Annotated in this window: 10 protein-coding genes; 6 read left to right on the forward strand and 4 right to left on the reverse strand. The window is 57.8% G+C overall.

Translation table 11 applies throughout. The features are described 5' to 3' along the window. Positions 1–131 precede the first annotated feature (131 nt). Positions 132–863 carry a response regulator gene (locus HXY31_RS06300; RefSeq protein WP_292640975.1) on the forward strand — a complete coding sequence of 244 codons (732 nt, stop codon included), beginning with the start codon at positions 132–134 and terminating at the stop codon, positions 861–863. Here the strand turns inward: HXY31_RS06300 and HXY31_RS06305 are convergent. From HXY31_RS06305 to HXY31_RS06320, 4 genes are all read right to left on the reverse strand, one after another. Continuing rightward, entirely contained in the window at positions 856–2625 is a 1770-nt protein-coding gene (locus HXY31_RS06305) for a sensor histidine kinase (protein ID WP_292640979.1), read from the reverse strand. The genes HXY31_RS06300 and HXY31_RS06305 overlap by 8 nt on opposite strands. A 56-nt stretch (positions 2626–2681) precedes the next feature. Next, complete coding sequence (locus HXY31_RS06310; RefSeq protein WP_292640981.1) at positions 2682–3179, reverse strand: hypothetical protein; 498 nt, start codon at positions 3177–3179, stop codon at positions 2682–2684. A gap of 16 nt (positions 3180–3195) precedes the next feature. Next, entirely contained in the window at positions 3196–10956 is a 7761-nt protein-coding gene (locus HXY31_RS06315) for a hypothetical protein (protein WP_292640983.1), read from the reverse strand. Between the two features lie 61 nt (positions 10957–11017). Further along, positions 11018–11608 carry a hypothetical protein gene (locus HXY31_RS06320; protein WP_292640984.1) on the reverse strand — a complete coding sequence of 197 codons (591 nt, stop codon included), beginning with the start codon at positions 11606–11608 and terminating at the stop codon, positions 11018–11020. Between the two features lie 107 nt (positions 11609–11715). Between HXY31_RS06320 and HXY31_RS06325 the strand changes: the two genes are divergently transcribed. The 5 genes from HXY31_RS06325 to HXY31_RS06345 all read left to right on the forward strand — a co-directional run. Further along, positions 11716–12159, forward strand: a complete 444-nt coding sequence (locus tag HXY31_RS06325) for a hypothetical protein (RefSeq protein WP_292640987.1) — start codon at positions 11716–11718, stop codon at positions 12157–12159. Between the two features lie 101 nt (positions 12160–12260). Then, a complete protein-coding gene (locus HXY31_RS06330; protein WP_292640989.1) occupies positions 12261–12827 on the forward strand; it encodes a hypothetical protein in 567 nt (188 codons plus the stop codon). A gap of 91 nt (positions 12828–12918) precedes the next feature. After that, positions 12919–13101: a hypothetical protein gene (locus tag HXY31_RS06335; protein ID WP_292640991.1), complete on the forward strand. Its 183-nt coding sequence runs from the start codon at positions 12919–12921 to the stop codon at positions 13099–13101. A gap of 33 nt (positions 13102–13134) precedes the next feature. Beyond that, complete coding sequence (locus tag HXY31_RS06340; protein WP_292640994.1) at positions 13135–13968, forward strand: V4R domain-containing protein; 834 nt, start codon at positions 13135–13137, stop codon at positions 13966–13968. Next, a partial coding sequence (locus tag HXY31_RS06345; RefSeq protein WP_292640996.1) for a hypothetical protein occupies positions 13965–15083 on the forward strand: 1119 nt, incomplete at its 3' end. The genes HXY31_RS06340 and HXY31_RS06345, both read left to right, overlap by 4 nt.

Genomic DNA, 15083 nt, shown 5'->3' on the forward strand with positions numbered 1-15083 from the left:
GGGTCCGCATTAATAAAAGCACCTTGAGGCGCCGCCCTCAATGGATGACAGCAAAATGCTTTTAAGGTCTTGGCAGACTTTTCACTGGTACGGCAACCCAAGATACCGATTATACGGCGCGCTGCAAGACCGTGCTTGCGGAAAACAAGCAGCTTGACCTTGTCATGGTCACTGACAAGTACGCCAACATAATAGCCAAGGCCGCAAGGCAGCTCCCCCAGAGCTCCATCCGCCAGCTGTCGCCGGAAGACATTGTCAAGACCGCGCTCCGCACCAACATCGCCAAGGGAGCGTTCAACGTCAACAGCCCGACGACAGGCATCACTTCCATCATCCACGTAAAATACAACGCGATGGACATCATCATGTACCCGCTTGAAGAGGACCGCACGTTCATCGCGATTGGTATCATCGACCCAAACGCGATACCTGACATCCACGCTTCAGTCGGCAGGCAGTTCCCGACAAAGCTGAAGAAAGCAGTTATCGTGGACGACGAGGAGGACATCAGGACCTCTATTCGCGAGGTCCTCAGGAAGAGGGGTTTTGAAGTCGAGACCGCGGACGGAGGTCAGGAATGCATCAGGGCGATTGAAAATGGCAAGAAGCAGGGCTCTGAGTACGGCATGGCGGTCCTTGACGTCAGGATGCCCGGCATGGACGGCTTTGAAGTCTACCGCAGGATCCACGAGATATCGCCCAACACCAAGGTCATATTCATCACGGCTTTTGAATACACGCAGGAAGAGATTGCAAACAAGGTCTCAAACCCGGGCATCAAGGTTCTGCGAAAGCCCTTCACCAGGGCCGACCTGCTCCAGCTCATAACAGACGAAACAAACCCATCAAAAGAAGTCAGCTGACTGGCAGCGTGAAGGAGAAGGTGGCGCCCTTTGCGCCGACGTTGTTCTCGCCCTTTATCGTGCCGCCGTGCGCCTCGACTATAGCCTTTGACAGGTAGAGCCCGAGGCCCGTGCCCTTGGCCCTGTCCGACTTTGACACGAACTTGCCGAACAGCTTTTCCCTGACAGCTGGGTCTATGCCCTTGCCCCCGTCTATCACGCTGACCCTGACAAGGTTGCCCTCTTCAGGTGTTATCGCCACCCGGATTGTGCCCTCCTGGGTAAAGTTGACGGCGTTGTCCACCAGGTTCACGAGCACCTGGTTTATCCTGCTCCTGTCTATGAAGAGCTCCTCCATTGCAGGGATGACGGACGACTCGAGCGCCAGCTCGACTTTCTGGTCGGCAGGCATCTTGTACCGGGCGTCCTGGATGACTTCTTCTGCAAGCCTGCGGATGTTGGTCTTTTGTTTTTGCAGCTTGAAGGTGTTGCTCTCTATCCTGCTCACGTCCAGTATGTCGTTTGTGAGCTTGGTAATGCGGTTTGCGTTGCGCAGGATTATCTTGACGTTCTCTTCCTCCGGCATGCTGTCTGCCAGGTTCTCAGCGCTCAGAACTATCGGGAGCACCGGCGTGCGGAGCTCGTGCGCTGCGATGTTGATGAACTCGTCTTTTATGACGTCCTGCTCCTTGAGGCGCTCGTACGCGCCTTGCAGCTCTGCCAGCTGGCCGCGTATTTTCACGTCCTGCTGGTTGACGGTTGAAAACAGCCGGCGGTTCAGGAACAGAATGAAGCCGATAAAGACGCCGGATATCGTGGCGACCAGCGCTGTCGCTATGAGCGTAAAGTTCTGCTGCTCGCCAAAGATGGCTACAAAGGGCGTGGTCAGCTGCGACGAGGGCGCAATGAGCGCTATGCTCCACGTGTGCCTTCCGTCTATCACCACTGGCTGGTAGGCCATCGTGAACTCGTTTCCGCTTGCGTCCCGGTAGTCAAACACTCCGGACCTTCCCTGCAGCATCAGCTCAAAGCTCTTCTGGGCAATGTCACGCGTTCCCTGCGAGAAAACCGCGGTAAACTTGCTGTCCTGCACGTTTGTCCCGATCACAGATGCGTCAGGGTATGCAAGCACGATGCCGTCGTTTGTGATTACGGCCACCTGCTCGCCTTCGCTGAGCGCAGTCGGGGCAAGTACTGCAGAGACTATAAAGTCGGTGTGGCTGTAGGCTGCTATCACGCCGTCAAACGAGCCGTCCGACTGCGACCGGGGTACTGGAACTGCCACGACAAAGCTCACCATGTCGTCAAGGCCCGTCAGGGACTGGGTCACGTATGGAGTGTTTGTCACAAAGACAACTTCGTAAAAGCGCCTGTCAGAAAGGTCGGCCCCTATCTTATCACGGGTCGATTCATCGGTAGCATACAAAAGTGTGCCGTTTGACGAAAGCCATACAATGTTTGTCACGTACCTCGAGATGGCTTGCTGCACGCTGTCCAGCCGGTCGCTTATGGCAGGGACGTTCCTCGACGCCATGACGGGGCCGCCGGCGGTCAGAGAGAGCACGTTTCCGATGTCCCCGAACTTGGCCTGCGCGTCGTTTGCTATGTTGCGCGCGTCCTCGCCAAGCTCGTCCCTCAGCATCTTTGAGGCGGCAAGCTCCACCTCCGTCCTTGTGGTCTGCTGCGAGGTGTAGACGAGGAGAGACGAGATGGCAGTCATGCTTATGAGAGCCACCGTTATTATCACAATAAGGGGGCGGCCGACATTGCCCCATGCGCTCATTCTATTTTCTTGTAATTGAACCTGCCAATCTTATTTAAGGATTGCAAGCCATTGTCTCATCGTTTCCGCCGAAAGAAAATAACCGAGATGATGACCGCGCCCGCAGCTGCAAGGCCGGCGCCGACAGGCAGGGCTGTGGCAAGCGCAGGCGAATACACAAGAAACGAGTCGGCAGGCGCGCCTGCTGGCAGGTTTGTTGAAACACCGTCAGGCGCGTCCGGGCTTCCATGGCTGTTTATCCCGAGGTAAAGAAAATGCTGCCCTGCTTCAAGCGTCTTGAACGGGCCGGCGTGTATCTGCGCGCTCTGGCCCGGCTCAAGGTCAGGAACGGAAAAGCTGGCCTGCGAGTTCGTCCTTCCGCCTTCTGACGCAAGCCTTACCCAGAGCGACTGGTCGGCGATTTCCGACCGGCCGGAGTTTGTCACGGTTATTTCGTACCGGACATAGTCCCCTGCCGCGGCAAGCAGCCCTTGCGACTGGACGCTGCGCGATACTGAAATATCGACAGACATTGTGCCCTGCGCCCATGCCGTGCCGGCCGCCGCTAGCGCCAAAATCGCACACAGTGCGCTAGATAACCTGAGCATCCTCACCTGTCTTTTGCCGCCTCAGGATATATGCCAACATGGTCCCGGCACCCGCAAACGTGGCCGCCGCGGTGGCGATTATGAGGTGCATGTTCACGGCAAGCCACGGAACTGCCACCTCTATCTGGGCGGTGCCAAGTATCCGGTTTTCAGCTTCCGACCTTGCGTCCAGGCTTATTACAAAGTCTCCGGATGTCGTGAATGGAACTTGCACTATCATCTGCGACGACTCGTACGGGCCGATCTCGATCCTTTGCGAGGTGTCGTAGGCTACCTTGCCTGACTGGTCAAAGTACCTGATGTTGAGCAAAAAGCGCTCCATGCTGCCGCCTGCATTTTTCACGTCAAGGACGAGTGTGGCCTTCACTTCTGGCGGGATTATGCTGGACGTGGACACGTCGTCGAGCGCTATTCCTACCGATACGTTCGTGCCTGCCTGCAGGGTCTTTCCAAATGCGATGGGCTTTGACGCCACGTTGAGCAGTTCCAGGACCGTAACGGCGGTCTTCTTGCCGGCAAACTCTTCGATGAGCTCAAGCGCCCTGCCTTCCTGAGAGTCGGTGACTGATACAGTGTCTGATAGAAGCGCCGTAAAGGAAGAGACAGGCTCCCGCGGGGCGCCCTGCGAAAAGCCGGATGGAGCTTTGGCGCTGGTCGCCACGTAGGTCGAGAAGTGCTGCAGGTGGGCGACGTAGGTATACGAACCATCAACGGCGCCGGCAGGGCTGTCGATGCCCGGGACCCTCTCCCATTCGCCGGTGGCGTCGTTGAGCAGGAACATCTCCATCACGGGCACCCCGTTCTGATCCCTTGCAAGGTCCTGACCTGTAGCCCACGCGTCTGTTATGGCAAACGTCAGGTCAGGAGGCTTGCTGTAAAAGCCAGAGTCAGCCGGCGTCGCAGAGCCTGCAAAGCTGCCGGTCCAGTCCAGGTCGATAAAGAACGCGCTGACCTGCGCCTTCACGTCCTGCGCTGCAGCGGGCTTGGTGTCAAGCATGCTGAGCATGAGCGCAAAATTGCTGCCGGAAGAGTCGGGCGCAAAGTCCAGGTTCATCCAGCTTACAGGATGCGCCTCTGCTTCCTCTGACAATGTCGAGCCGATGTCAACGGGCAGCGACAGCTTGACGTCTGCAGGTAGGGAGTCTATTATTGGCGTGAGGATGGCGTTGCGCCCGGGCATGTCGTCTGTAGGCGTCATCGACACCTGGAACAGCGGAAGTACAATAGTCTTGCCTGTCATGTCAGTCGCAGAGGTCATCTGGCTGGTGTTGTAGACGGGCATGTCGGTCTGCTGGAGAAGCGACGCTATGCCGCCGGAAGCGCTGTAGGTGCCGGGAAGCTCCTGTGCCTCCGGAGGTTCCACCAGCCCGGGCTCTGTGACTATCATCGCGCGGGGCATCTCCGTCAGGTCCCACGACGCAGGGATGTCGGGAGGAGCAACCGCAAGCGCCGTTTCCGGCCGGTCCGACGCCGACAGTGATTCTGCGACCTGCGTGTGGTACAAGGCGTTTGTGGCCACGCTGTCAACGACTGCGATAGTGTCCTGCGCGCCTGGCGGGGGCAGCCATTCGTCCTGCAGCGCAAGCGACTCGCCGAGGACTAGGTTGAGCAGACACTCGGCAGGGGTGCAGGAGTCGCTTGCCAGCCCAAGCCCGTCGGCAAGAGCCAGAGTCCTGCTCCACGAGACGTCGGTCAGGGCGGCCGCGACACCTATCGAGTCGCTTATGTCCACGCTTCTGGCGCCCACCAGCACGTCGGAAACGCCTATCCCGTCTGAAAGCAGAACAGGGATGCCCGTGTTTACCGCGTCGGCTATTGCTACCCCGTCGTCCAGCCGGATGTTGGACGGCTTGAGTGCCAGCGCGTCCGAGCTTCCAAGCGAGTCGCCAATGAGCTTGGTTACGGCTATCGAAATCCCGTCCTGCAGCCCGACTGTGTCAAGGACGCCGCTGCTGGGCTCGGCCACAATGGCATCTTCAACATCGAGCGCGACTGCAATGAATCTAGTTACTCTGTAGTTGATTTTGTCGTCGATCACAAACCCGTCGGCAACCGGCGTGGGCGCGTGTGTGGTTGCCTGCACGGCAAGCGCCAGCGACTCGTTGATTGTGCGGTTCACCACAATCAGCCTCGATACAGAATCCGAGAGCCCTACGGAATCAAAGACCGTCTTGCCTATGCGCTGCGCCTTTTGAAAGTCCACGCGCGCCGATTCATAGGTGTCAAGGCTGGAGATGGTGATGGCGTTGTCGCCGGTCGATGTCGGACTTGAGGCGCTGCCGTTCCAGCGCAAGCCGCTTATGTCGTTTGCATTGTCTATGGTGGCGCCAAGTACGGCCACGCTGTCGCTTGAGAGCGGGTTTGCAGCAAGCTGAATCCAGTTGTGCGAGCCAGTGTCTGCAAACGAATCCTGCGACGAGAACACGTCAGGAGAGGTGAGCCTCTTGAAGTCGAGCTGGCCTGCAGTCGTGCCCCAGATTATGATTCCGCTGCCTGCGCCGTCCCAGGCAAAGTCAAAGCTCGGACCGGCAATGCTTCCAAGGCCGGCGTCGTGCTCTGCGTGGTCGGTCCACGACGACCCGTCCCAGTAGGCAGAGTCAAGGTCGTTTGAAGAGCCCACCGCGCCCATAAAGATCTCGTTTGAAGCAGGGTTTGGAACCAGCTTGACCCAGTTGATTGTGCCCGTGTCCCAGGTGCCGGTGGAAGTAGAGCTTGTCTGCCAGGACGTGGTGAACCTGTTGTACCTGACAGCGGTGCCCTCGCCTGCCGCCACCACAAGGTTGCCAGAGTTAGACTCGTAGGCGATGTCGACAGCCTGCCTGTTTGTGACAGAGACCGTCCCTGTGAGCTCGCTTTCGTTGCCCCATGCGCCGCCGTCCCATATCCAGGCCACGGCGTCAGAGTTTGTCGCGTCAAGGGCTATCATGCCTATGGCGTCAGAGCCTGACGTCCTGCGAGAGTCCATCTGCACAAACGAGTACACGACGTCGGTGTCCGAAGCAGTGGTGTCGTCTATGGTCGATTCCGTTCCAAACGTCGTGGAAGAGTCTGCCATTATCCTGTAGAACAGGTCCTGCGAGCTGTCTGTTGACACCCTGTCGTATACGAGCACCAGATCGCCGGAGGTGCGCTCAAACTCTATGTCAAAGGGGCGCTGTACGCCTCCCGGAGCAGTCGTCCACAGGTCCACGATGTTGTTCTGGACAGTCCAGCTGTCGGGATCGGTGCATGCGTCGCTGCATGCGTACGAGTCCAGGAACCCGTCGTCGCTCAGGGTCACGATGACGCGCTTGGTAGAGACCGGGCTGAACTCAAGCCATGCGTACCTCACGGGGCTCCCGGCGCTTGGGAGTTCTACCTCGGCAGTCCACGCCTGTCCGGCCGGGTCCCACTCGCGGTACTTGGGGAAGCTGGTGCCGCTTCCAGTGGCAGACCGGTAGGCAATGGCGGCCACGTTTTCGTCAAGGTGCGCGTCGTCAGAGACGCCAACCGAGTCTGCAAGCTGGCGCGGCGCGACAAGCTTTCTTGCAGGAGAATCCGATACCGCAATTCCGTCGTCAATGGATACCGGGACTGTAAGCGGCAGGCTGTCTGTCACAGAAAGCTCGACAGGCAGGTTCTTTGACACTGCCTTGGAAACCAAAGCCGAGACGGAAAGAGAGTCTTCAAGCTGGCGCGGTATCGATACCACTATCTTGTCGGTTATTGCCAGCGTCTGGAAGAGCCGCGGATTTGTCGGCGAGAACACGTCGATAGAGATCGAGTCTGAGATTGATACAGGGTCCGCAGTTGACCGGGAGGCGCCCCGGGCAATCGAGTCTGAAATGCCTATCGACGCCCGGACTGATCTTGTGACGTGCATTGTTATCGAGTCGCCAAGCTGGACCGTATCCGGCGGCAGGCGGTAAGCATGGTAGAGCCGCGAGGCAGAATCTGTGGCAGTCACCGAATCAGAAACGAACCTCTTGACCGCCTTGGACTTTTGGAAGTTGACCTGCATGGATTCGTACGTGTCGAGCCCGGAAAGCGTGATGCCGTTGTCGCCGGTCGATGTCGGATCGGCCGCGCCGCCGTCCCACCTTATTCCGCCTATGTCGTTGCTGACGTCTATGGTGGCGCCAAGCGCCGCAACATAGTCTGCCGACGTGGGGTTTGTCACAAGCTGCACCCAGTTGTGGTTTGCGCTCTCTGCAAAGGCTCCCTGTGTTGAGAATGTGTCCGGCGCCGTAAACCGCTTGAAATCCAAGAAGTCGATCTGGGTACGCCAGATGAGCACGCCTGCGTTGCTGTCGCCTGTCCAGGCAAAGTCAAAACCACGGCCGGCTGTGCCTCCAAGGCCGGCGTCGTGCTCTGCGTGGTCCGTCCACGACGACCCGTCCCAGTAGGCAGAGTCAAGGTCACTTGCGCTCCCGGTGGCGGCAAGAAACACCTCGTTTGAGGATGATGCAGGGTTGGGAGTGAGGTTCAGCCAGTTGACCGTCCCTACCGCCCACGTTCCGGCTCCTGTGGAGCTTGTCTGCCAGGACGTGGTGAACCTGTTGTAGCGTATGTCCGTCCCCTCGCCTGCGACAGCGACCAGGTTGCCGGAGTTTGACTCGTAGGCGACGTCTATCACTTCCGTGCTTGTTGCAGAAACCGTGCCTGTCAGCTCGCTTTCGTTGCCCCATGCGCCGCCGTCCCACACGAACGCGACCGCGTCAGAGTTTGTCGCGTCAAGGGCTATCATGCCTATGGCGTCAGAGCCTGACGTCCTGCGAGAGTCCATTCTAATGAATGAATACGAAATATCCGTCGCAGTCTCGCTTGTATCGTTTATGGAAAATTCTGAACCAAACGTGTTTGACGAATCTGGCATTATCCTGTAGAACAGGTCCTGCGAGCTGTCTGTTGACACCCTGTCGTATACGAGCATCAGGTCGCCGGAGGTGCGCTCAAACTCTATGTCAAAGGGGCGCTCGATGCCTGTCAGTGCCGACCGGACCTCCACCACGTTGTTCTGCACCGTCCACGAGCCGGCCTGCGTGCACTGGTTGTCGCATGCGTAGGAATCCAGGAACCCGTCGTCGCTCAGGGTCACTATCACGCGCTTTGCAGACACGGGGCTGAACTCTATCCATGCAAACCTGACAGGGCTTCCTGCGCTTGGGAGCTCGACTTCCTGGCTCCAGGCAAAGGTCTGGGGGTTCCACTCGCGGTATTTTGGAAAGTTTGCGCCGCTGCCGGTGGCAGACCGGTAGGCCATCCCGGCGGCGTTGCTGTCGGAAGGTATAGAGTCTGTGAAGGTTATAGTGACAGGCACCGAGCGCGGGGCTGAAAGCATCCTTGCCGGCGTGTCTGCCACAGACAGGGATTCTGGTATGTTCTTTGCCACCCTCGTGTCTACATCGCTTGCAAGCGCTAGTGTTTCTGCCACGGGCTTGGCTGCCCGCTTTGACGGCGTGTCTGCCACAGACAAGCCGTCAGACATCGAGCGCGGCACTGTTATGTGAACCGAATCTGCGATGCCAAGGTTTTCAAAGATGTACGCGTTGCCCGGTGAAAACAGGCTGGTAGAGATGACATCGGATATTGCAATCGAGCTGGAGGTAGGCTCGACGTTGTTGTAGACCCGTGCGACAGAGTCTGACACGGGTAGCGAATCAGGCACAGCCCTGCCGGTTATCTTGGCAGTTATGCCGGCAGACACCATGACAGAGTCTGACGTCGACCGCGAATACGACCGGGGCTTCCTTGAATCCAGCGAGACCACGTCGTCCGTGTTTGCAGTGCCGGCGCTAGCAGAGATGGTGCCAAGGCCGTTCAGCGTAAACGTCGTCGAGTCGTACTCGCCGTCCCCTATGTTGTCAGGCGCAGCCTGCGAGTAGAACGCCCACAGCGAGTCGACCCCGCTCGTCGTCGAGTCGTTGTCGCTGACGGCGGTTACCCATATCAGCGCCTGCCCCACTGCCGTCGAGACTTCGGTGCCCCAGCCCGAGCCGTCCCACCGGCTGTGCTGGTAGCTGGCCGCTGCGTTGTCGTACCAGAGCGCAAGGCCGGTCGAGTCCCAACCGACCCATGCAAAATCTCCCCTGCGCGAGGCGCCGCCAGTCGCCGCGTCATGCCGAAATGGCGTACCCGGCACCCCCGCATCGAACTGGACGCAGCTGAAATCACTTACGTCATCCGTGCTGCAGACCATTATCTTGTTCGAGCTCGGGTTTGGATCCGGTTTTACGGTCATCCAGACAGGATCATCGCCAGTTACGTCCGGGTTTATGCCGCCGGAAAGCGTGCTCACCGCGGACCACGAGCCAGTGTGCCTGGCGTAGCGCACCTCGTTTGTTGCAAGGCCCGGCGCTACCACCAGCGCGGCCCCGCTTGAACTCTCGTACGCAATTCCAATTGACTCTCCCGTCAGGGATGCTGACAGCACCGTGTCAGTCACGGTCAGTTGATTTCCAAAGGACGAGCCGTCCCAGATGAGCGCGACCGCGTCGCTGTTGGTGGCGTCCAGGAGCACCATCGCTATTTCGTCGCTGCCTGTCTTTGACGCCGTCTTGAAGAAGCGTATGTCGTTGTCTGTAGTTGTGTCACTGATGTAGTCAAAGCCGCTTTCGCCTGAAAGCGTCAACGTGTCGGCGTCGAACACCTGGTAGAAAAAGTCGTTCGTGTCGGCTGCGGTGGTCTTGTCGTAGACTATGAGCAAGTCGCCGCTTGCATGCTCAAACGCCATGTCAAAGTATTTCCGGCCGCCGGTCGGCGTGCCCATGTCTGCCACAAGCGTCGGACCGGTCCAGCTTGCAGGGTTTGTGCAGTCTGCGGTGCAGTAGTAGATGTCTATCTCGCCATTTGTCTCACGGACGCCTATTATCCTCAGCTCCGAGCCTGCAACAGGGCTGTAGAGGAACTTGACTGCCTCTATCTGGGCCCCGGCAGAGGTAAGCGAGGCTTCCGAGCTCCAGCTCGAGGTTGAAGGGTCCCATTCGCGGTATCCCAGGCCGCCGCTTGTGCCAATCCTGTAGGCCATCCCGGCGGGGCTGTCAGCAAACGCGGAAAGATCGCTCGAGTTTGCAGATACCACGGCAACCGTGGCAAGGCCGGCAAGCGCGGCCACCCTTGCGCCCCTGCCCAGGGCGACGTAGCGCGACAGAACGTATGCGCCAGCGCCTGCAAGAACGCTTTTGCGCGCAAAGCCAAGCACGCCGGAATTTCGCGAATACAGTGCGATGACTGCAACGCCCATCGCGCCGTAGGCTGCAGCTGAATAGCCGCTTGCAGCACCTATGGACTTTTCAGACAGGAACAGGTACTGTAAATCCGGATCGTCGGGCGAGTCCTCTCCGCCGCCATCATGCGGCCCGGTATCTGGTGTAACCATGACAACTATCGGGGTCGCGGACACGCCCTCAAAGGCCCGCGTGTCTGTGTACTGGACGTTCCTTTTCTGCACCGGCTGCAGGGGGCTTCTTTCTTCTATCCTCTGCGGGCCTGCAGAGGACGGCGCATGAGACCTGTAAACGGTGTTCTGCCCTGTCTGCTGCGGAAACGCCGCCGAGACGCTCAGCGAGTCTGAAATGGCGCGCACGTGCACGGCCGGCATGCTGCCGGCGTTTCCCATCACAGACACGACGTGGACAGATTCAACTATCGCCAGGGTGTGTGCAACAGGGATGGGCTTTGCCTGCGCCGGCTCTGCAAACGCAGGCAGGACCAGCACGCAGGTTGCAACAAAGATGCCTAGCAGGGCCAGCGCTACAAAATACAAAGGGTATGTCTTGGAAAGAGCTATTTGCCCAGTGAATACGCCCAACCCCACTATCATTTGATCAAGACGGCGTAAGAGTTATCGTCCAGGTAACAGTCAGCGTGTCGCCCGAAGCCTTCTGGATCTCTGCAAAGGTCTGCCGGGCAAACATGTTGCCGCCAGCCGCGGCGTTAAAGATGCCGCTTTCCCTCAGAGCGCCAGTACCTTGCCCCGGCGCAAAGGTCACCGACAGGACGAGTTTCTTTGTGGATTCGCTGTACTGCGCAGTGGTGTCCTGGAGCCTGGCATAGTTAGGGCCTGCTGTCAGCTCTGCCGCAAGTGCCGTGTCGCCGGCAGCGACTGCCGTGCTGCCCGTGCCAAGCGCGATGTAGTTGTAAGGAGTCGTCGGGTTTATCGAGCCGTCGTGCGGGGCCAGTCTTGAAGCCACGCCCTGAACGCCGGCGTCGACTATCAGGTTGTCTATGTGCCTCTCGTCCTTTAAAACGCCAAACTCGTCATAAAGCGCAATGTCGACGTTGCCCTTGAAGGCAAGGCCTTCGGCAGTCCTGCCGTTGCCTGCGAAAAATGCGCCCAGTGGCAGGGCGGCACCAATCGCGACAAGCGAGATGCCTACAAGCGCGGCTGCGTATATGCGCATCTGGCCGTTTGGCATGCGCTATATAACGAGACCCTATTATTTAAATCTATATTTAAATATCCTGCAAAGGGAAGCGGGCGCTCCCAAAAAATAAAAACCACACGCCCAAAAGACATTCCTGCATGGTCAGGGTCGCGTACTTGGCAGCCGGCGCGGCTGCCGCCGGATTTGCAGTCTTTGTCGCGCTGGCCCAGTCGCAAGTCATCGCCGTGCCGTACTTTACTCCGGCGGTGCTTGAAATCCAGGGCCTGCAGGACACTTATGGCGTAAACGGCAGCGCCAACTTTACTGCAACAGTCAAAGGATACGGATCAAACTGCCACCTGCTCCAGGCAGAGCTTTTGTATCTGGACGGCTCGGAGGGCGAGCGCGTGGCCTATTACCGGAAGGCCGACGACTGCAGGTTCATGGTGATAACGCACGGCCCGTACAACCTTACAAGGTCGTTTGACTATGGAGGCCAGAACGTGTTTGGCAGGGAGGGCGACTACAAGCTTCAAGTCCAGTTTGAAGACCTGATAGACGGCACCAAGGCGTCTGAAACAAGGGATATGCAGGTCCGGTGAGGTCCTCTTTATAAGCAAGAGGGTGCCACTATTAGATGTCACCGGATTTTCCCTCTGAATTTAAATATAGATTTAAATAATAGGCTCTTGTATAGGGTGGTATGGAGAAATCCAACCGCGGTATCATGCTTGCGGCTGCACCAGCGGCAATGGCAGCACTAGTGCTAGGCCTTATCGCTCCGGGAACAGCTCTGCTTGGTACCCAAGCAACTACGGACAGCGTTGGTCCCCACGGGTACGTCGTGGTCACGGTGACCAGGGACGGCCAGGAGATCTACCGCCACGAGGATCACAACCTGATCACAAACGCGGGCAAGGACTTTATCTCTGCGCAGCTTGGCTCTACAAGCCCGGGCGCTAACGGTGCAAACTATATCGCGCTGAGCGCGGACACTGGCGCTCCGGCGGCAGGCGACACCACCCTGACAGGCGAGATCACGACAGGCGGTCTTGCAAGGACTCAGGGCGCTTATGCGCACACCAACGGCCAGAGCACCTACACCGTAAGCAACACATTCACTGCAAGCGCGACCCACAACAACGTGCAGAAGGCAGGCCTCTTCACCGCAGGAACTGGCGGAACCATGATGGCCGAGAACACCTTCACTGCAGTGAGCCTTGCAAACGGCGACCAGCTGACCATCACTTGGACCATAACCCTGACATAACCGGGTTAGGCCCATCCCCCTTCTTTCTATTCGTCCATTTCCTAGCGGATGCGCCGCATAATTTTTAACAACACGTGCTGAAGGAATCAGGATGTCAAGGGGAGTCCTGATTGCCATCGTAGCAGGCATAATAGCTGCTGCAATAGCCGCCGGGGTGGTTGCCCTCACGGCAGGAGACATCGTGCCCGGCGCGCCGGAAGGTGGAAACGTGACTCAGGGCAGGCACCTCACGCTTGACCTTGATGAAAATCTAGCTTTGAAAGAGAATCCTTAAAAAGGATTTAAATCTATATTCAAACGGATTCGGGTGCAGAATACGGAGTTCGAAAGTCAGCCCAAGCGGAAATGGCAGGACTATGCCTCTATCAAGGAAGAAGTGGTCAAGCTCCTTACGCAGCATCCTGAAGGAATGACCGGCGCAAAGGTTGCAGAAGAAATTGGCATAACGCAGGGCGCCATGTCAAAGTACCTTTCGATGCTCCGGGTCGACGGCATCATCGTAAGCCGCAGGGTGGGCGTCGCCAAACTGTGGACGCTGGTAGCAGACGCGGACAGGGCAGGCATGCTTGCAGACAAGATTGGCGAGGACGACGAGGCGACGTTCAGGGATTACGCAGTGTCGCTTCTTGAAGAGAACAGCAAGCTGTTCGAGGCAGACGGCAAGCGCGTGCTTGTGATGCCTACAAACATACTTTCCAACCTGTACAAATACACAAAATCGATGCTCGGGACGCAGGTCCATGCGTTCTTTTACGAATGGGGCAAGGACTATGTCAGTGAGGTCAGCAAGTTTGTAGAGGACGTGGCGGCAAAGACCGAGACTGACTTTATCGAGTCTTTTCTTATACTCTGGAGGCTCAAGGGATGGGGAAGGTTCGAGATAACCGCGATGGAAAAGAACCTCATCGAGGTGGTGTGGTACGACTCGATAATGTCTGACATAAAGGACAAGTCGCCTGTCGATGACTTTATCACCGGCGCGCTCGGCGCGGCCGCCTCGTACGCACTTGGAGGCAACTGGCGCTTCTCAGAAGTAGAGTGCAAGGCGATGGGCGCCCCTCATTGCAGGTTCAGGGGAAGCAGGGTATCTGAAGATTTAAAGATAGATTTAAATAATATGGCCCCTAATACTACACCGTGAAAGCGGGCAGGCCATCCGACTTCATAAGGTCTTTCAAGCTTGGAGGGATGACCATAAACGTCAAGAATTTCTGGGGCAAGCCCATGGCCTTTGTGCTGCTTGCATTTGTAATAGGCGCCACCGTGTCGCAGGGCTCGTTTGCATTTGCCGATGATTCTGCGACCAACCCGTTCAGGGCCATTTGGGACGCCATCGGCGAGCTTCAGATAAAAACCGACTCACTGCAGGCCCAGATAGACGACCTGAAGGCTCAGCGGGGCACAGTCGTTTCGGCGGCGCAGACAGTCACCAAGAATTCAGAGGCTTCGCTTGGAATAGACGTTACAGCCGGCCAGTCGGGACAGACGCTTGTCACATTCATTGTCAGAAACGCCGGCCCTGATAGCGCAGTCGGTGTAAAGCTAACCGCATTTTACCAGACGCCACTTTTCCAGATCAACTTTATCCAGGGAGCGGAATGCTCCGACGGCTCGAGGGGCATAATCGAGTGCTACCTGGGCACAATAGTTGCAGGCTCTGAGACAAGGATAGTGGCCGACGCCACCCCGATTTCTCTGGGCCAGCAGGCGATAATCACGGCAGACCTTTCGTCGATAACCGATGACACAAACCTTGCCAACAACCATGCCGAGTCGGTGTTCACAACTTCCGTTGCGCCGGTGGTATCGCCTCCGGTAACGCCAACAGCACCGGTGCTCCAGCCGCAGCCAGAAACCATCCAGTTGGACAAGCCTGAATATGCAGCCGGCGAGACGGTGACTGTCACAGGAAACGTCGGGTCGGTCAACACTGTACAGCAGATGCAGATCCAGGTGTCTTTCACCGACGGCACGCCTTACAGCTCGGAGCAGATTGCGGTGGCACCCGATGGCTCGTACCAGTACCAGTTTAGCATACCGGCGGACACTTCCGACCTTGGAATGTACAGGGTTCTGGCCTCCTACGACGGCAGGACCATAGAGGTGCTATTCAATGTCGTGGCCGCGCAGGCACCAGAGCCTCCTGCTGAAGAGCAGCCTACGGAGGAGCAGCCAGCTGAGGAACCACCTGCTGAAGAACCTCCGGCTGAAGAGCAGCCTACGGAGGAGCAGCCAGCTGAGGAACCACCTGCTGAA

It is taken from the genome of Nitrososphaera sp. (genome assembly GCF_013388945.1).
Lineage (GTDB): Archaea > Thermoproteota > Nitrososphaeria > Nitrososphaerales > Nitrososphaeraceae > Nitrososphaera.